14 protein-coding genes and 1 pseudogene are annotated in these 19,980 nt (G+C 40.7%); 4 read left to right on the top strand and 11 right to left on the bottom strand.

Features of this window, described 5'->3' with window-relative positions; all coding sequences use genetic code 11:
• Window positions 1–177: 177 nt before the first annotated feature.
• Window positions 178–1,694, top strand: a pseudogene (locus FJR37_RS27765) (FHA domain-containing protein); the annotation flags it as partial.
• 6 nt (window positions 1,695–1,700) lie between these two features.
• On the opposite strand, the gene FJR37_RS14700 reads toward FJR37_RS27765, so the two are convergent.
• The 5 genes from FJR37_RS14700 to FJR37_RS14680 form a co-directional block, all read right to left on the bottom strand.
• On the bottom strand, window positions 1,701–2,396 hold the full coding sequence (locus tag FJR37_RS14700) for a hypothetical protein (RefSeq protein WP_039200327.1): 696 nt from the start codon (window positions 2,394–2,396) through the stop codon (window positions 1,701–1,703).
• A gap of 158 nt (window positions 2,397–2,554) precedes the next feature.
• Window positions 2,555–3,850, bottom strand: coding sequence for an O-antigen ligase (locus FJR37_RS14695; RefSeq protein WP_168466359.1), 1,296 nt, complete (start codon window positions 3,848–3,850; stop codon window positions 2,555–2,557).
• Window positions 3,832–4,674: a YaaW family protein gene (locus tag FJR37_RS14690; RefSeq protein WP_168466358.1), complete on the bottom strand. Its 843-nt coding sequence runs from the start codon at window positions 4,672–4,674 to the stop codon at window positions 3,832–3,834. Before FJR37_RS14690 ends, FJR37_RS14695 begins: the two co-directional genes overlap by 19 nt.
• A gap of 151 nt (window positions 4,675–4,825) precedes the next feature.
• Window positions 4,826–5,029: a hypothetical protein gene (locus FJR37_RS14685; RefSeq protein WP_217355284.1), complete on the bottom strand. Its 204-nt coding sequence runs from the start codon at window positions 5,027–5,029 to the stop codon at window positions 4,826–4,828.
• A gap of 91 nt (window positions 5,030–5,120) precedes the next feature.
• Entirely contained in the window at window positions 5,121–6,062 is a 942-nt protein-coding gene (locus FJR37_RS14680) for a LysR family transcriptional regulator (RefSeq protein WP_168466356.1), read from the bottom strand.
• A gap of 604 nt (window positions 6,063–6,666) precedes the next feature.
• Here FJR37_RS14680 and FJR37_RS14675 point away from each other — a divergent pair.
• Complete coding sequence (locus FJR37_RS14675; protein ID WP_168466355.1) at window positions 6,667–10,875, top strand: DEAD/DEAH box helicase; 4,209 nt, start codon at window positions 6,667–6,669, stop codon at window positions 10,873–10,875.
• A gap of 85 nt (window positions 10,876–10,960) precedes the next feature.
• On the opposite strand, the gene FJR37_RS14670 is transcribed toward FJR37_RS14675, so the two are convergent.
• From FJR37_RS14670 to FJR37_RS14645, 6 genes are all read right to left on the bottom strand, one after another.
• Window positions 10,961–11,746 (bottom strand): BMC domain-containing protein, encoded by a 786-nt coding sequence (locus tag FJR37_RS14670; RefSeq protein WP_168466354.1) that lies wholly within the window; start codon window positions 11,744–11,746, stop codon window positions 10,961–10,963.
• Window positions 11,747–11,846: 100 nt separating this feature from the next.
• Window positions 11,847–12,656 (bottom strand): transferase, encoded by an 810-nt coding sequence (locus FJR37_RS14665; protein ID WP_168466353.1) that lies wholly within the window; start codon window positions 12,654–12,656, stop codon window positions 11,847–11,849.
• 208 nt (window positions 12,657–12,864) lie between these two features.
• Window positions 12,865–14,526: a ribulose bisphosphate carboxylase small subunit gene (locus FJR37_RS14660; RefSeq protein ID WP_168466352.1), complete on the bottom strand. Its 1,662-nt coding sequence runs from the start codon at window positions 14,524–14,526 to the stop codon at window positions 12,865–12,867.
• A 150-nt stretch (window positions 14,527–14,676) separates the two neighbouring features.
• On the bottom strand, window positions 14,677–14,982 hold the full coding sequence (locus FJR37_RS14655; protein ID WP_015080436.1) for a EutN/CcmL family microcompartment protein: 306 nt from the start codon (window positions 14,980–14,982) through the stop codon (window positions 14,677–14,679).
• Window positions 14,983–14,988: 6 nt separating this feature from the next.
• Window positions 14,989–15,333, bottom strand: a complete 345-nt coding sequence (locus FJR37_RS14650) for a carbon dioxide-concentrating mechanism protein CcmK (protein ID WP_015080435.1) — start codon at window positions 15,331–15,333, stop codon at window positions 14,989–14,991.
• A gap of 93 nt (window positions 15,334–15,426) precedes the next feature.
• A complete protein-coding gene (locus FJR37_RS14645; protein ID WP_027401081.1) occupies window positions 15,427–15,735 on the bottom strand; it encodes a carbon dioxide-concentrating mechanism protein CcmK in 309 nt (102 codons plus the stop codon).
• 658 nt (window positions 15,736–16,393) lie between these two features.
• On the opposite strand from FJR37_RS14645, the gene FJR37_RS14640 reads away from it, so the two are divergent.
• Window positions 16,394–18,250 carry an NAD(P)H-quinone oxidoreductase subunit F gene (locus FJR37_RS14640; RefSeq protein ID WP_168466351.1) on the top strand — a complete coding sequence of 619 codons (1,857 nt, stop codon included), beginning with the start codon at window positions 16,394–16,396 and terminating at the stop codon, window positions 18,248–18,250.
• A 150-nt stretch (window positions 18,251–18,400) separates the two neighbouring features.
• Window positions 18,401–19,897, top strand: coding sequence for an NADH-quinone oxidoreductase subunit M (locus FJR37_RS14635; protein WP_168466350.1), 1,497 nt, complete (start codon window positions 18,401–18,403; stop codon window positions 19,895–19,897).
• Window positions 19,898–19,980 lie beyond the last annotated feature (83 nt).

The raw sequence follows: 19,980 nt of genomic DNA, 5'->3' as shown, positions 1-19,980 counted from the left end.
GTTTGGTAATTTATGGCAATCTATAATTTACCTGTTTTGTTCTGTTCTGTTTTTCTCCTCTATTTTCTGACTTTTTTCCTAGACTTTAAATTTTTCCTTAACGATCGCTTGACAATCAAGACAGTCGCTACAGAGTATAATATTTACCACAACCTTAAATAATTAATTATTAGGAAAATGCCATCTACCGTCACCCTCACCATTACCACAGGAAAACTTTCAGGAAAACAATATATATTTGATAGTCGCAGCACTTGTATTATCGGCAGAGGTGAAGATTGCAATTTGCAAATTGCCGATAATATTGATATGACAGTTTCCCGCTATCATTGCTTATTAGATATCAATCCTCCAGAAATGAGAATCCGTGATTTAGGGAGTTTAAACGGTACGATTGTTAATTGTAAAAAAATCGGACAAAGGAAAGCGGGAGAATCTCCAGAGGAAGCAAAAAAGATAGTTTTTACTGAATATGATTTAGTCAATAATGACCAGGTAGCGGTAGGAGATATTATTTTTGATATTGGTGTAGAAACAGAACTGGAAAAACAGAAAACTCCTTATATTCCAGTTGCAGAATAAAATAATAGACCGAACTTTTTTGAAATTATTAAAAACCTGCTAAATTTAGCAAATCAAGGTAATCAAAATCTCCAGAAAATTTCTAATTATCAGATTATAAAATCTTTAGAGGATGTTTGAAAAGTGGTATTCCGTAATTTTCATCACATTGCTACCCCCCTTAGTCCCCCCTTGTAAAGGGGGGAAACAATAAAAATCCAGTTCCCTCCCCTTTACAAGGGGAGGGTTAGGGTGGGGTAAAAAATATTTGATACATCAACCATAACTTTCCAAACACCCTCTTAGGTGAAGGTGGATTTGGAGAAGTATTTCTAGCTGAACATATCCCCACTAAAAAACGGGTAGCACTAAAGTTAATGTTACCTAAAGTTGCTGCTAAAGAACTGGGTGTAAAAATGTTTTTGCGAGAAACAGAAAACACCAAATATTTACAACATCCTCATGTGGTGCAGATGTTAGATTATGGCTATGTCGAAAATACCTTTTTCTTTACAATGGAATATTGTGCAGGTGGGGATGTTTGGAATTTGATGGAGAAATCAGGAGGACAGTTACCTGTTAGCATAGCTGTTGATATTACTCTGCAAGTTCTAGACGGGTTAATATATACCCATAATGTTGAAGTTCCTTGTGTGAAATTAGCAGACGGAAGACTAGGAAAAGGAAAAGGTTTAGTACATCGAGATTTAAAACCGAATAATATTTTTATTACCAAGGTCAACGGTAAAATGGTGGCTAAAATTGGAGATTATGGATTATCCAAAGCTTTTGATTTAGCTGGATTGAGTGGACACACTTTCACAGGTGCGAAAATGGGTACTCCTGCGTTTATGTGCCGTCAACAATTGCTAGATTTAAAAAATTCCTTACCAGAGGTTGATGTGTGGGCAAGTGCTGCTTGTTTATATAATATGTTAACGGGATATTTCCCCCGTGATTTTGTTGGTGATTCCTGGAATTGTGTGCTAAGAAATGATGCTGTCCTCATTCGTCAACGTGATAGTAGTATTCCCGAAAAATTAGCAGAAGTGATAGATTTGGCTTTAATAGAAAAGCCAAAAATTCATTTTCAAACTGCGGCTGAGTTTAAAGTAGCTTTGTTAGAATGTGTTTGATTATTAAATTTTAGTAATTTGAGGATCTAAAACAATGCGTGTACCAGTTATATCTACATGATAAGTCCAGAATTGATTTTTGACCTTAACAATTACTTCCCAACCTTTAATGGGATCAAATATTTGAGCGCAGACTTCACCAAAATTAAACACACAGGAATTGCTAAAAGTTTTCTGGGTTGACTGGGTAACTTTCAGAGAACTTATTGCTAAACCAGAACGTTTAGAAGCATCACTCAAAACCCCATTAGTAATTTTTTTTGGTAATTGATTATTGCTAATTTTCGGATCTAAAAGAATTTGTGAACCTGATTTATTGACATGATAAATCCAAGATTGTTCTTTCACTTGCACAATTACAGTCCAGCCTGGAATAGGATTATATTCCTTTGTACAAACTTCTCCAAATTGGAAAATACAGGGATTACTAAAAATAGTAGATGTAACTTGAGTAATTTTCAAATCAGAAATTTTTAACCCAGAAACTCTAGAAGCATCTCTGAGAACTGCTTGAGAAATAGATTGAGGTAAGCTATTTTGGCTTAACTGTGACCGTTGGGGATTTTTAGCATTTGCAGATGTACTATTTTCAGTTACACTACAAGCAAACAAGCTAGTAATCATGAAAATAAAGACAAAGACTTGGGGAAAACAGCGATTACGGTACATTTGCAAAAATATCCTGGTAATTAAGTTCATAGTTGAATAATTCTCCTGGTTCTACTTTAGCTGTTTATAGTGAAATAGATATAACACAATAAAACCAAACTGTGTAAAGAAACGTAAAATCGCCCAAACCCTCTTCAATCTTGCCTCTTGCCTTTTGCCTTGCCATAACGACTATTTTCAATGCTAACCTACTTATGACGTGATTGATATTGATACATAACGCCAGATAATGCAGCTAGGAAAACCCAAGAGAGAGTATTTAACCGAATATCAAAAGTGGTGACATCAACAGTATTAAATAGTATCCAGCCGCTAAAGGTGATAATATAACTAAAGAAGATTAATCTGTTTTCTGGTGCTATAGATTTAGATTTCCAGAGAGTTTGACTGGCTGTAATTAAGATCCAAATTAGTAAACCACAAAATAGCAAAGTAGTAATTAACCCAGTTTCGGCAGACAGCATTAAAAATAAATTATGAGGATGGTTAACATCAATTTGCATTTGGGTTTTATAAAGTCTTCCGAAACTGCGTAAACCTGAACCAGTTAAAGGATGTTGTTGAGTGAGATTCCAGGCAAAATCCCATTGAGTTTTCCGCATTAATCCTACTGGTCTATTAGGAAACATATCATCATTTAATCGCGCCCAAATACCGTAGGGAACAAAAAGTCGGAAAAATTGGGCAATAGGTGCAGGTGCAAAAGCTGCGAAGAAACAAAGACTGGTAATGGTGAAAACAGCCGCAACAATTAATCGCCAACCTTTATATAAAGCATAAGCTAAACAGGCAAAAATAGTGATTCCCCAACCATTACGAGAATTGGTGAAAATTAAGGCTATAAAGTTAGTACATACAGTAATTGTCAAGAAGATAATTAGGGGATTGTTTTGTTTGAGTTTGTGGTAGTTTTCTAGCCATAAACCTAAACCCAAAATAAAAATAGTTACTAAATAAGCAGCTAAAGTATTAGGGTGCATGAAATTAGCAGTCATGCGTCCTGATAATGATTTTTCTGGTGCAACTATCCAATCAAAAACAATCCATAAAAACTGAAATTGGAAATTCCAACCGAGAAATAATTGCCCAAAACCGATGATTAAAACAGGTATAGATCCAAATACCATGATCCAAGCAATTTGTCGTAATTGGGCGGGTGTTTGGATGAGAGGAGTGAGTCCGGTAAAAAAGAAGAAGAAGGGAATTAAGTTGAATAAACCCAAAACAGCATCGAGTTTGCCAGAGGCGAATCCGGTGGTAATCAGGAGTAAGATACTCAAAATAGCAAATCCCTTGTGAATTGGGCGATCGCTAATGATATGGTATTGTTTACGCCAGGTTAGCAATGATGCCACAACGATAGAGATACCGCCCAAAAATGGACTCAGAGGAAAAGATATTAGTCCAAATTGTAGCCAATGCCAAGGGGTTTGTAGGCGGGGGTTTGGATGATAAAAACTTTTATTTAAGCTATTTCCCAACATTCTGTACGGGTAAGACGAATTTGCGCCAGGGTGAAGACTGTAGGAATAATTCTGCCATAGTTTGTGGCGATCGCTCTCCAACCCAAATCAGCAAAAAACCAAGCCCACATCACAGGACCTACCAAAGCAAACGCACCACGAACCGCACCATAACGGGCTGCACTCATGGTCATACCTCGACGGGACATTTGCAAAGCCACATAGTTTTGAAACTGTTTGGTAGCTAATCCTGTACCTGTAATTGCTGCTTCTTTAGCTACTTGATAGGTAGCAAAATGAATAGCAAATTGACGGGCGATTTGTTGAAGAACAAAAGGTTGGATGACAGAAGTTACAGCCAAAGCACTACCACCTTTAAATATTAATCCTAAAGGATCACGTTGCAATGACAATGGTAATGGTTGTTTAAGTTTTGATTCTACTAACTGACGTTGCACATTAATAGTTAATTGTTGCTTTTCTTGTTTTGGTAGCTTTTTCCAAACCTTTCCCATTAGATGCAAAAAAACTTCTGCTTCTAAATCAATTGTTGTTAGATCTTGATAATAGTGAATTTTCAAATATTTGCATACTTGAATTAGGGCTTGTCGGTAAGTTACTTGATCAGTGCGTCCTCGTAATACTGTTATACCGTCAGCCGCTAAAAACCGAAAGCGGTCTTCTATTGTATCTAACCAAGCTTGGTGATCTTGGCTTTGCACTGCAATAGGTTCGGGTGTATGAACATAATCTAAGGGGTTAAACTTGCGACTAAACAGAATAGCTGTCAAGTCCTGTAGTTCCTCTTCGGTGGCTAATTCCAATACCGCCCTGAGTTCTTCCAATTTCCCTTCCTCTCTTCTGTACCACGTAGTCTGTACCTTATTCTACTATCTTGTTAATCAAAAATTTTTCAATAGCAACTGAGTTGAGGCTATAGGTTTGCCAAATTTATTTATAATTATTGGCGTTGCTGATTCAGAATATGATTTTACCTCACGCAGAGGCGCAGAGTCGCAGAGAGTAAGAGTTTAAAATCATTGATTTTTCAATTTCATACTTTAGTTCAGCAACACCAAAAAATTCCCCTTTTGGAAAAGCGAGGTTAGCTACAGCCTGACTCTGAACGGAAACATCTGCAACTATGGGTAAAGAAAGACCCAAAACTAAAGAGATAGCTATTTCTTGAACTTGCATCATTAATTCTCCCTTTTTAAAAAAAGTTTATAGTCAAGCTACTGGTAATTTTTAGATACATAGCCAAGTGATTATGTATCTGTAGTAGCTTGATCTAAAGATGGGTTGCCACCGAACTATGATCTAATATTAAACCACCTTGCTCAGTAATTTTTTTCGCTGCATCTAAAAGATACTGGTAATAAGTATGAGCAATAATAGATAACTGCTTACCAGCAGGGTAAACCATATACCAGGTGCGTTTAATGGGAAAGTGTCGGACATCCAAAATACTGAATTCCGCAGTGTCTGTCAGCAAAGTATGACGGGATAATACAGAAATACCCAACCCACCAGCGATCGCTTGCTTAATCGCTTCATTACTCCCCAACTCCAATTTCACCTTCACCTTTACCCCATGTTCTTCAAACAGACCTTGGACAGCACTGCGAGTTCCCGAACCCGGTTCACGCATAATAAACGGTTCTTCTCCCAAACGTTCAATCGGAATATTTTTTTCCTTCGCTAAGGGGTGATTCGCCGGTGCAAAAACTACTAAAGGGTTTTCTAGAAATGGCTGAAAATTGACATCGAAATGATCAGGAATTTGACTCATAATATACAAGTCATCCAAATTACCCATCATCCGATCTAAAATCAGTTCATGATTTGTAACTTGGAGAGAAATATCAATCCCAGGGTAAAGCTGACAAAAAGGACCTAACAATCTGGGAATAATATACTTAGCAGTAGTAATTACAGCCAGTCTTAATTGTCCTTGCTTCAATCCTTTTAAATCCGCAATAATCATTTGAAACTTGTCCATAGTCTCAAAAATTTGCCGACAAGTAGCAAATAATTCCCGTCCCGCTTCCGTCAAATATAAACGCTTTCCTACCTGTTCAAACAATGGTAAACCTACTGATTTTGTCAACTGTTTGATTTGCATGGAAATGGTAGGTTGAGTCAAAAACAACTCTTCCGCAGCGCGTGTAAAACTACTATGTCGGGCAGCAGCCTCGAACACCTTCAACTGGTGCAACGTCGCTTGATTCAAGCTGATTCTCCTCTGATAACAATTTGTAGATATAGCTTGGTATCGCGGAACACTAAGGATTTTTTAAGTGTTATTTATACAAAGCCCTCAAGTTTAGTATATATATAAATGTATAGGAATCCGGTTTGATTCCTGAATTTACTTGTGTGGTCAGGGAACAGGGAACTCTTAACTGGGAACAGGGAACAGAAAAGACAGAATTGATACCTACTGAGTCTTGTATGGCTACGCCACACAAGCTATCAAAAATCAAATAGGAGTCCTATATATTCTTTGTCATTATATCTGTCCTGTAATTATACTCAAAACGGCTAGAAGCTGGACTTTTTTATTATACAAAGAACAAGGTTCAAAGCCTCTCCCCGTTGCGGGGAGAGGTTTGGAGGGGGGTTTCATATTTGGTTAAACTATGAACCGTTTGCAGTATACAAAAGATGGATTCGATTATTGTGTTCCGAGAGTGACAGAACGGGGTTAATGGTTCAAACTTTGAGAAAATGTAGCAATTCATCTGGTAATCTAAAAGGTAATATTCCAGTTAAAAGCTCAACTGCTTTTGCACATCTACACCAGATACCTAACAACGGTGTCAATTATTAGTACCATGTCTGATTTTAACGCTAATTCCACCCAATTACGAACACAACTCGCTAAAAAATACTTCGATTTATCCCCTGCTATCCAAAAGATTATCCAATTGTTTTCGATAATTTATGCACCGATAGACAAAAGTTCATTCCTCAGTTGTCTTTCGCAAACTGCTGCCTTAGACGAAAAGAATAGACCTTGGACTACTACAACCCTCAATTACCAAATTGAAAAATTGGTAATAGCACTTTTGCTAGTTAAGGAAAACAAATCAGGTCCTGAATGCCATCCGTTACTCACAGAAATTGCTACTCGTCATGCGGTAGAAACCGGAAAGTTCGATATATTAGTTAAAGCCGTAGAGGAAAAACTACCAATACCTACTTACGGAAATGATGTTCGGATGTTCCGCAGTGTCCGCCAGTGTATCAGAGAAATCCGCATTGGTTTTTACCGTAAAGATCCTATTTTTATTAATAAGCAAATTGAAAGTTACCATAAGCATAGTTATAGCGAGGAAAAAATATCAATAGAGAATATCTTTGAGCAGATATGCAATAACCCATTTGACGAAAATTGGTTTAAGACATTACCAAAAGAATTATATGAACGTAGTATATCTAGCATCCTCTTCAATTCGGCATTAAAATTATCTGACTGCGAAGATGCGTTTATGATGCTAGACGAAGAATGTTGTGAATCTGAAAAATATGCTTCAGATTATCTAAATCTGGTTTTGACAGAACAATTCTTATTACGGGGTGATACCGAAGAAGCACAGGATAGTTTAGAACGGATATCAGAGGAATATCAAAATAACACCGCTACTTATTGGGGTTGGTTGAATTTTCTTCGAGGTGAAAATGAACAAGCCATTAAGTACTATACAGATGCCCTCAAAGCTATAAAGAAAGCCACAGGCAAACGCTCAATATATTTTAATACAATGGGCGGCTTATTTTTTATCCTAGCATTGTTAAAAGACGGTTCAGCAGAACGCCTCAAAGAAGCAGAAGAGTATGCCACATTAATGTCCCGTGAATCAGATCATTGGCTGACATTTGTTTATGCCAGACTGAAAATGGTATTGCAGGTTCAGCGAGGTGATATTACTCAAAAAGAACTTGTAGTAAGTGCCTATATTACTTCCGTAGAAGAAGAAAATAGTTTACAAACATTATTTTGTTCTCTGTGCCTTTACTGGATGGATGCTGAGAGTGCTAAAAAACGCTTACCTGATATATTAGAACCATTATATAGGCGATCGCTCGCATCCTGTCATCATTGGTTGGCAATGGAAAGCGCGGAACTCCTATCCCGACTCAAACCCAGCAGCAACTATAAACAACAAGCAGCAGCACTAAGAGAAGATAGCGGCATTCAAACCATAGTAGATGTAATCCAACCCCAAGCAGCTTGGGAAATGTGTCTTAATGCCCTAGCAAATCTCCAGAAACAACCACAAAAACCTGGCAAACCAGAGTCAGAACTGCGGTTAGCATGGTTCATCACCTTCCATTCCGTTCAATGTAGTTTACAGCCCAAAGAACAAAAAGTTAATGCCAAAGGAGAATGGAGTAAAGGTCGTCCCATAGCCCTTAAACGTCTTAGCAGTGGATTAGCTGAGTTTGATTACGTCACACCCCAAGATATGCGGGTCTGTGGTTGTATTGAGGCATATAGTGAGGGCTATTATGGCAAAGTTGACTATATGTTCAACGAAAAAGCTATCTTAGCTTTAATTGGACATCCAGTAGTTTTTTGGGAAGATACACCCAATATCCGCGTAGAAATCGTCAAAGGAGAACCAGAACTATTGGTAAAAAAAGAAAAACAAGGTCGTCTCACCTTGGAATTTTCGCCCAAATTACCAGAATCACAGAACATTCTGCATATTAAAGAAACCCCTACCCGCATCAAAGTTATTGAAATTAAAGCTGAACACAGACGCATTGCCGAGATTATTGGTAAAGATAACAAATTAAATGTTCCTGCGATCGCCGAAAAGCAAGTTTTAGCAGCCATTAATGCCGTCTCTGGTATCGTTACCGTCCATTCTGACATCGGTGGTGGACTAGAAAATGCAGAAGAAGTCCCCGCCCAAACACTACCCCACATTCACCTCTTACCCGCCAATTCCGGCTTGAAAATCACCCTATTATCCCGTCCCTTTACCCAAGGTGGACCATACTTCCGTCCCGGTGCAGGTGGTGAAACAGTCATTGCCGAAATTGAAGGTAAACGTCTGCAAACTAAACGCAATCTATCAGAAGAAAAACAACTTGCTAAAGCTGTTATAGCAGCCTGTCCCACCTTAACCCAAATTGAAGAACAAGATGGTGAATGGACAATAGAAGAAGCAGAGGACTGTTTAGAACTGCTGCTAGAATTGCAAACACTGGGAAACAGCGTAGTTATGGCTTGGCCAGAAGGGGAAAAACTGCGGGTAAGTCACAATGCAGACTTGAAAGACTTTAATTTATCAATTCAACGTCAACAAGATTGGTTTGCAGCCACCGGTGAATTGAAACTCAATGATGACTTAGTGCTGGATATGCAGCAACTCCTAGCACTTTTGGAAAAAACCCCCAGCCGATTTATCCCCCTGGGTGATGGTCAATTTCTGGCTTTAACCCAAGCTTTTCGTAAACGTCTCGACGAATTGCGGATGTTTTCGGAAAAACATGGCAAAGGTATGCGTTTTCACCCCTTGGCCACACTAGGGTTAGAGGATTTTGTGGATGAGGTAGGTAAACTAAAAGCAGATAAACACTGGAAGGAACATATCCAGAAACTCAAGGAGGTGAAAGACCTCCAACCAGAACTCCCGTCTACCTTTCAAGCCGAATTACGGGACTATCAAATGGATGGTTTCTGTTGGTTGGCGCGTTTGGCACATTGGGGTGTAGGTGCTTGTTTAGCCGACCAAATGGGACTGGGTAAAACCGTGCAAGCATTAGCAGTCATTCTTAGAAATGCCCATGCAGGTCCAACTTTAATTATTGCCCCCACTTCCGTCTGTATGAATTGGGTGAGTGAAGCGCAGAAATTCGCCCCAACTCTGAATATTATGCAATTTTCTGGTGCTAACCGCCAAAAATTATTGGATGGTTTACAACCATTGGATATGTTGGTATGTAGTTATGGATTATTGCAGCAGGAAGAAGTATCTCAAATGCTTGCTCAAGTGCAGTGGCAAACGATTGTATTGGATGAAGCCCAATCAATTAAAAATATGGCTACTAAACGTTCCCAAGCAGCTATGAACTTAAAAGCTAATTTCAAAGTGTTGACAACAGGAACTCCCATTGAAAATCATCTGGGTGAGTTGTGGAATTTGTTCCGCTTTATTAATCCTGGTTTATTGGGTTCTTTTGAAAGCTTTAATCAACGCTTTGCAAATCCCATTGAGAGATATCAAGATAAACAAGCACGTAATAAACTGAAAAAACTAATTCAACCATTCCTATTACGACGCACAAAAAATCAGGTGTTGTCAGAATTGCCTTCTCGAACTGAAATTCTGCTTCATGTGGAGTTAAGTAAAGAGGAAAAGGCATTTTATGAAGCGTTGCGTCGTCAAGCTATATCTAAATTAACCGAAAGTAATGCAGATGCAGGACAGAAGCATTTACAAGTTTTAGCAGAAATTATGAAACTGCGTCGCGCTTGCTGTAATCCTAGTTTGGTAATGCCTGACACTGAATTATCCAGTTCTAAGTTGCAGCTTTTTGGTGAGGTGCTGGGTGAACTTTTAGAAAATCGCCATAAGGCGTTGGTGTTTAGTCAGTTCGTTGACCATTTACATATCATCCGCAATTATCTGGTTAAAGAAGGGATTAAATATCAATATTTAGATGGTAGTACCCCAATGGCAGAACGGAAAAGAAGCGTGGATGCCTTTCAAGCGGGGGATGGGGATGTTTTTCTCATTAGTTTGAAAGCCGGGGGTACAGGACTGAATCTCACCGCTGCTGATTACGTGATCCATACAGACCCTTGGTGGAATCCGGCTGTGGAAGATCAAGCTTCTGACCGCGCCCACCGGATTGGACAACAACGCCCGGTAACAATTTATCGTCTGGTGGCTAAGGATACTATTGAAGATAAGATTGTGGAGTTGCATCATCACAAGCGAGATTTGGCGGATAGTCTCTTGGAAGGTACTGACATGAGTGGCAAGATATCAACGGAGGCTTTGCTGCAATTAATTCATGAAGGTTGATGAGTTTTATACAAGTAGCTTTGCTGGAAAAGTTGTCTATGAGGGCTAGAAGTATGGCTAACGCCACGCTATCAGCAAGCCCTACTTATTCATCATTCCAAATCTCTTCCTTAACTCTCACAGGCAGTTTCGCCAAATCAGGCAACTCTACCGCTTCCACATCTGTTATTTTATCTTTAATATTAATAGGTATATTAACTGGTTGGCGTTCTTCCACCCAGCAACTAGCCACAGGCAAAGTTTCTTCCAACTCATCTAAAGGACGAGGAATCACCATTACGGCATTTAACTCACCAATGCGTTCCGCCTCAAACATCCCCGCTTCCACAGCTACAGCCACATTAGCCACCGAACCGCGAATAATTGCCGTACACAAACCAGCACCAATTTTTTCATAAGATGCTAACTGGACATCAGCAGCTTTAAGCATGGCATCACAAGCACCCACCATAGCGGGAAATCCGCGAGTTTCTACCAACCCAATCGCTTGATTACTCAAACGGCTGTATCCACCATTTCCCATAAATCGAGTCAGACGGTTAATAGGTAGAATTATATCTAAATTAGCATAAGGACGGGCAATTACCAAACTAGAAACCAACTGTCCAAACTGTTCAGCCGTTTGTACACCAGCTTCCACAGCCAAACGGACATCAGCAATGCCACCTCGGACGATTGCTGTACAATGACCACTACCAATTTTTTCATAGCCAACTAAGTGGACTCCAGCCGACTTTAACATCATGTCAGCCGTGCCAACTATAGCGGGAAAACTGAGAGTCGAGACTAAACCTAAAGCAGTGTCTTTGAGGCTATCACGGCGACGTGGTGCATGAATATTGCTCAAAGCACTTTGATTATATGTTTCCATCTGAATTTTCCGGGATAAGGTTCGTATAGCGTCTTCAATCACAGCAGAATGAAAACTAGCATTTCAATATGGACTTACGTTCATACTTCATACTTAACACTTAACCTGAAGAATTGTGAGAGTTTTCGTGACCCAAGGATTGTCTATGGGGAAATAATGTACTCAGTAGCCTATTTATGCTACCTTGTCCATAGATTTGCGTACCAAAAATGTTGTGAGTTTCTAGATCAGAATCGCCAGGTTCTAAGTCTTCGGAAGTGGTTTCTGGAGACTCTGGTAGCGGGGTTTCAATGGGCGTAGAATTACTAGCCACAGGCGTTTCTGACTCTGGTGGAGACTGGCTTTTCGGTGTAGGTGAAGGTGGCGATACAGGCGTGGATTGGTGTTTAAACTCCAGAAAAGCTGCAACCGAGAGTTGAGTTGAGGAAAATGCTTTTTCCTGTGCCTCTGGTTTCTGTGGTTGAAAATGAGAAGATTCTAGGTTTTCGGCTGCTTCCTCTGGTTTCTCTGGTTGAGAATTGGTAGATTCTGGTTGGACTGCTGACGGTTCAACAATCTGCCGACTAGTATCTCCCAAAATTGAACCAGAGGGAATAACTTGTCCTGGTGCTACGGAACAGTTAAAAACCGTTGTAGCTGCACCAATACAAGCATTAGCCCCAATTTTGCCTTCACCAACCATCAAGAAACCGGCTCCCAGGTTTGCTCCTGCTTCTATTTCTAGAATACCCTCACTTACTTGGAGAATTGACCCCATACCCAGGCATACTCCAGCCCCAATTACAATTTTACTGTTAGTAGCTGCTTGTAAAATTACCCCAGGAGCTATGACTGCACTGGGATGAATAATTACGTCGCCATGAATATGAGCATCAAATCTATCGCCCAGGCGTAGCAGCGATACAGACATGGAATTTATTACCTCGGAAGCCGGAAATGGTCAGTTGTCAGTTGTCAGTGGTCAGTTGTCAGTTGTCAGTGGTCAGTGGTCAGTTGTCAGTGGTTACTTGGAAGAAGGAAGAATGAAGAAAATTTCTCCCCTGCTCCCCTGCTCCCTGCTCCCTGCTCCCTGCTCCCTGCATCCTGCCTCCTGCCTCCTGCTCCCTGCTCCCTGCCTCTTATGGACGTTGGATAATTGCTTCTAAGACGCGGCGTTTGGCTTTGGGGTCAGTCCCAACTAAGCGTACATATTCGCCTGGGTATTCAGATACGTATCCTTCTAAGGCAGCGATCGCTTCTCTTTCAGATGTAGCCTGAATTTGACCTGCAACTGTCCAAGTACCTGTACGGAAACGGCGTTGATCTACGTGTTCCACCGCAATTTTTGCTCCACTGGATAACAGTTGGCGCAATTGACCTACTATTTCCGCAGTTAAACTGGTGCTAGTAGCTGTCGCCGTAGCAGTTGCAGAACTTGAACCTGTACTGGTAAATGATTTGGTGCTACCAGAAGATGTTACTTGTCCGTTTGGTCTTTGGATAATTGTTTCTAAGACACGGCGTTTAGCCTTGGTATCAATCCCAATCAAACGTACATACTCACCTTGATGAGTTTCTATACACTCTTCCAAAGCAGAAACAACTGCCTGAGTGGAATTAGATTGAATTGGTTCACAACTATTCCAAGAACCAGTACGGAAGCGACGCTCATCTACGTGTTCTGTACCAATTTTGAAACCTCCAGCCAAAAGTTGACGGATTTGATCTACAGTTTCGGCACTCAGTTTGGCACTACCAACACCGTTACCATTGCCATTACCGTTGTAGCTACTGGTAGATGCAGCCGCAGGAGCTTTGAAGCTAGATGTGCCAGCAACTACCCCATCAGGACGTTGAACAATAGTTTCTAATACCCGTCTTCTATTGTTGTCAATACCAAAAAGGCGCACATATTCGCCACTGTGATCTCGCAAACAAGATTCTACAGCCGCAACAGCTTCACCTAAAGACCGAGTTTCAATTGCTTGACAACTTTGCCAAGAACCTGTACGGAAACGTCTTTGGTCTACGTGTTCTGTGCCAATTTTAAATCCTTGTTCTAGTAGATAACGTAATTGATCTACTGTTTCTGCACCCAAGCTATAGCTCGCCACGTCACTACTCCTTTCTAACTCTTCAACTTCAATACTTGTATAAGATTTAGCACCGGAAAGATTAAGTTCATCCCGAATGGGCGCAATACACTTGCTATCCGCAGCACAGTGATAACCAGCCCTTAAAGCCTGATTAATCCCTACTACATGGTGAGCAAATTCTTGATCCTGTGCTTGTACATCTGGCAACCTGTCCGCTTGCTGCTGGGTAGTAATTATTGATCCAGAAGCTACGTATTTACCCGGTGGGATTTCCACATCTTGAATTAAGGCGTGCATCATCACTATGCAGCCTGCGCCCACTCTGGCATTAAATACGGTAGAACGAAAGCCGATAAAACAACTATCGCCAACGTAAGCGGGTCCATGAATGAGTGCCATGTGGGTAATGGAAGCACGTTTGCCAACCCATACTGAGTATTCCTTGCCATCATCACCGATGACTCGGCCTTGCTCCAACCCGTGAATGACGACACCATCTTGAATATTGGTATTTTCACCAATACAAAAAGGTGTTCCTTCATCTGCTCTAATCGAAGTACCGGGAGCTACGATGACATTTGCACCTATATTGACATCACCAATGAGGTTACAAGAAGAGTGGACAAACGCAGTTTCATGGATTTTTGGTTCTGCTAAACTCCTTGACCATGGGGTTGGGGGTGCCGCCGTGCTGCGGACTACCATTGCGAGATTCCTCCTGAAATAAGCTTTTTGTCAGTTGTTAGTGGTCAGTTGTCAGTGGTCAGTTGTCAGTGGTTATTGGTCAGTGGTCAGTTTTTACTTCTTCTCTGTTCCCTGTCACCTGTCACCTGTCACCTGTTCCCTATTCCCTGACTATCTATACTGGTCTTTTTTGCTGTAAATTACACGATCTTCAACGTAAATGGTGTCTATAATTGCCACTACTGCTGCGTCTAAGGGTCGTTGTTCATTACCTGATAATTGCCGAGCCGCACTGCCACGACTGACAAGTACCCACTCGTCTACTCCTGCCCCTACACTGTTATCGGCGGCTACCTCGTATACTGGCAGGAGATTGCCATTTTCATCTATTAATTGCAACATTAGTAGCTTCACACCCCGCAGACTGGGATCTTTTTGGGTGCTAGTTACTGTGCCACGAACTCTGGCAATTTGCATTATTAATTATGGTCTTCTACCGAAAGGGCGGATTGTGTTAACACCTTCCCGGAATTGTTCTACATCTTCGGTATAACGAATGGGGAGGACATATTCCAAGTTTTCGTGGGGACGAGCAATGATGTGGGTGGATAGGACTTGTCCACCGTTGACGCGCTTAACTGATTCTACTCCAGCACCTACGGAAGCTTGAACTTCGGAAACATCACCACGAACGATAACTGTTACCCGACCACTACCGATTTTTTCATAACCAACCAAGGTAACACGAGCAGCTTTTACCATCGCATCAGCAGCTTCCACTACGGCTGGAAAGCCTAGAGTCTCTACCATTCCTACTGCAATTGACATTTGTTTTTGTCCTTAAATTAAATTTTTACTTGTACCAGATTTAAACTCAAGCCAGCAGCCCCGTTAATGTTTTTCGTTTAAACAGTAATTAGACTAAGCCCGGAACTGTTCTACAGCTTCTGTATAACGAATTGGCAAGACATATTCTAGGTTTTCATGAGGACGAGCAATGATGTGGGTAGATACCACTTCACCACCGTTGACTCTTTTAGCTGCTTCAATGCCGGCTGCTACTGAAGCTTGAACTTCAGAAACATCTCCTCTCACAATAACTGTAACCCGAGCGCTACCAATTTTTTCATATCCTACTAAAGTCACACGGGCAGCCTTCACCATGGCGTCAGCAGCTTCTACTACTGCGGGAAAGCCTTTAGTTTCAATCATTCCAACTGCAATTGGCATCGCAGAACTCCTCAAAATTTAATCGAATTAGAACTATGGGTGGAAATTTTGGACGGGGATGCTCATCCTGATCCGAAAATACTGCCACATTTAAGCATAGGAAACCTTGGCATCCCTGGCAACATAAATTACTATAATAGTTTGTAATAAAATATATTAAAAAAAGTTAACAAAAGTTCATACGGTCTTTTATGAGATTAAAATTCACTGATCCCTAGGGTGACAACTTATGCTTTATAATTTCTTTATCACTTTGAGAACTACTATAGTTCATAGTCCAAGCTAATTCTTTGATGGGAAGGATTGGTGAGTGCTATATATGGGACGGACGGGCTACTGGCCATATCTTTCCTGTAATTCGCTGTTGCCATAAATAGTGGGTAAAAATCTGCAAATTTTACCAACGTACTTAAAAAACAAATTTAAAAGAAGCAGAAAAATAAAAAAAATGTTGTTCAAAAATTATTAGCATATCTAAGATGTTAAATTATATTTAATGGCTCAATAATAGGCTAATCTAAAGTAAATGTGCTTAGGCATATTGAGCTAAAAAAAGTTAAGAAAACATAGATTTTCGCAAAGATATTGCTTTTTGAGCAAATGATTATTTAAAGGCTGCTTAAGAGAATCGGAACTGAGTTGTTAAGGAAAATATTAGATGAACGAGTTTCTATTTTTAACGAGTTGCTTTGTGCCTCTTTATAGTTTACTAGGGGCAATTTTGACTTTGCCTTGGAGTATAGGAATCATCCAGCGTACCGGACCTAGACCTGCGGCTTACTTGAATTTATTGACTACCATCTTAGGTTTTTTCCATAGTTTATTAGTATTTAAAGATATCTGGAATCGAGAACAGGCAAATTTAGTAATTACTTGGTTTCAAGCTGCTGATTTTCAATTATCTTTTGCCTTGGAAATTTCCGTAGTCAGTGTTGGGGCGACAGTTTTAATTACTGGATTAAGTCTATTAGCGCAAATTTACGCCCTAGGCTACATGGAAAAAGATTGGTCTTTAGCCAGATTTTTTGGTCTAGTCGGATTTTTTGAAGCTGCTCTGAGTGGTCTAGCAATTAGTGATTCTTTGTTTCTCAGCTATGCTTTGCTGGAAGTTCTCACCCTTTCGACTTATTTACTGGTGGGATTTTGGTATGCTCAACCGTTGGTAGTGACGGCGGCGCGAGATGCCTTCTTAACAAAGCGGGTAGGTGATTTATTGCTGCTAATGGCTGTGGTGACTCTTTCTACTTTAGCGGGTAGTTTAAACTTTTCGGATTTGTATGAGTGGGCGCAAACCGCTGATTTAAACCCTGTGACATCAACCTTGCTCTGTTTGGGTTTAATTGCCGGTCCTGCTGGTAAGTGCGCTCAATTTCCCCTGCATTTGTGGTTAGATGAGGCAATGGAGGGACCCAACCCGGCTTCGGTGATGCGGAATTCGTTGGTGGTAGCTGGGGGTGCTTATTTCCTCTACAAAGTCCAACCATTATTATATTTGTCCCCTATTGCCTTAAATACTTTGGTGGTTGTGGGGATAATGACAGCGGTGGGGGCGACATTGGTATCTCTAGCCCAAATTGATATTAAGCGATCGCTCTCCCATTCCACCAGTGCTTACATGGGATTAGTATTTTTGGCGGTAGGCTTGGAACAAGGTGGAGTGGCGTTAATGTTACTCCTGAGTCATGCTATTGCCAAAGCCTTATTATTCATGAGTTCTGGTTCAGTTATCTACACTACCCAAACCCAAGATTTAACAGAAATGGGGGGTTTGTGGTCAAGAATGCCAGCTACTACCACAGCTTTTATAGTCGGTTCGGCAGGTATGGTAACACTACTACCACTGGGCAGTTTTTGGGCAATGATAGCATGGGCTGATGGCTTAGTCAAAATTAGCCCTTGGGTAATTGTGGTTTTAATCTTAGTTAACGGCTTAACGGCTTTGAATTTAACTAGGGTATTCCGGTTAGTTTTTTGGGGACAACCCCAACCAAAAACCCGTCGCGCTCCAGAAGTTGCCTGGCCAATGGCATTACCAATGGTGACTTTAACTATCCTGACGCTATTATTACCCCTGATGCTACAGCAATGGTATTTATTACCTAGCTGGGAAAGCCTAGATTGGTATGTAGTCGGATCTTTAGTAGCTTCTACCATTGCTGGGGTGACTATTGGCGCAACAATTTATCTGCACAAGGCTTGGTCAAGATCGAGAATTTTGATTTGGCGACTTATACAAGACTTATTAGGCTATGATTTTTACATAGACCGCATTTATCGCTTAACGATTGTAAGTGCTGTGGCGCTGTTATCGAGGATATCCGCGTGGAGCGATCGCTTTTTGGTAGATGGTCTAGTCAACTTAGTCGGCTTTGCTGCAATTTTTAGCGGACAAAGTTTGAAATACAGTATTTCTGGTCAATCCCAAGGCTATATGCTAACAATCCTCATCGTTATTAGCATTCTTGGTTTCCTCATTAGTCTGTCATTAGGTTTATTCGAGAAATTACCTTTTTAGGTAATGGGTAATTGGTAATGGGTAATTGGTAATATTCTTCCCCTACCTCCCCCACCTCCCCCACCTCCCCTACCCCCCCTACCTCCCCCACCTCCCCCATCTCCCCTACCCCCCCTACCCCCCTCCCCCACCCTCTATTCCCTAACTTTCATGCTCAGTACATTGATCTTACTGCCGTTAATTGGTGCGGCTTTTATTGGTTTCTATCCTTTTACCATCTCTGGTAAACTATCCAGAATCATTGCTTTCGTCTTTAGCGTGATTATTTTCGCATGGAGTATTTTCCTAGCAACTCAGTTTAACCCTGGAGAAATTGGTCAACAGTTTGCTGAATCCTTACCTTGGATAGATGCTATTGGCTTAAATTACAATCTGGGCATAGATGGTCTATCACTACCTTTATTAATTCTCAATGGAATATTAACTTGTATTGCTATTTATAGCAGCGATGAATCCCAACAACGTCCTAGATTTTATTACTCTCTAATTCTGCTCTTAAGTGCTGGGGTGATAGGAGCATTTTTAGCACAGGATTTATTATTATTCTTCCTGTTTTATGAATTGGAACTAATACCCTTATATTTACTAATTGCGATTTGGGGGGGAGAAAAACGGGGTTATGCAGCCACAAAATTTCTGATTTATACAGCTTTTTCAGGAATCGTCATTTTAGCCAGTTTCCTGGGGATGGTTTGGTTGAGTGGTTCTCCCAGTTTTGGACTAGCAACCTTAAATACCCAGTCTCTACCCTTAGCAACGCAAATTTTACTCCTTGTCGGCATTTTAGTAGGATTTGGCATTAAAATCCCCCTCGTTCCCTTCCATACTTGGCTACCAGATGCCCACGTGGAAGCCTCCACACCCATATCTGTGCTGTTGGCTGGGATATTATTAAAATTAGGGACTTATGGCTTACTGCGATTTGGCATGAATTTATTGCCAGATGCTTGGGCTTATGCAGCACCTTGGTTAGCTACATGGGCAGTAGTTAGCGTTTTGTTTGGGGCATCTTGTGCGATCGCGCAAACGGACATGAAAAAAATGGTGGCTTATAGTTCTATCGGCCACATGGGCTATGTCTTGTTAGCAGCAGCCGCATCCACACCCCTCAGCGTCTTGGGGGCAGTTATGCAAATGATTAGTCATGGATTAATATCCGCTATGTTATTCCTGTTGGTAGGAGTTGTTTACAAAAAAGCTGGTAGTCGAGATTTAAATGTCATTCGGGGACTATTAAACCCAGAACGAGGTTTACCAGTTATTGGTAGTTTAATGATTTTTGCCGTTATGGCCAGTGCAGGTATACCGGGAATGGTGGGATTTATTTCCGAATTTATTGTTTTTCGGGGCAGTTTTGCCATTTTCCCCGTCCAAACATTATTAGCCATGCTCGGAAATGGTTTAACTGCGGTTTACTTCCTAATTCTCTTAAATCGTGCCTTTTTTGGGCGGTTATCAGCAGCAGTTACTAACTTACCTCGTGTGTATTGGAGCGATCGCATCCCTGCCATCATTCTAGCAGTAGCGATCGTTATTTTTGGTATTCAACCCAATTGGTTAGTCTATTATACCCAAGCCACAATTACCACAATGGTAAAAACTAATAATCATCATCTAGTAGCAAGTCGGGAACTATTGGATTCTTAACTTTCCGAGAAAAATAATCACCACAACCAGATCATCAAACAAATCAAAAAAATCCCAAAAATCATAGTTAAGACAGTTGAATT

Origin of the sequence: Aphanizomenon sp. UHCC 0183 (assembly GCF_009712065.1) — a bacterium.
GTDB classification, from domain to species: domain Bacteria; phylum Cyanobacteriota; class Cyanobacteriia; order Cyanobacteriales; family Nostocaceae; genus Dolichospermum; species Dolichospermum heterosporum.
The sequence above is the reverse complement of the archived record's forward strand: the minus strand, read 5'-3'. Positions and strand labels throughout refer to the sequence as shown.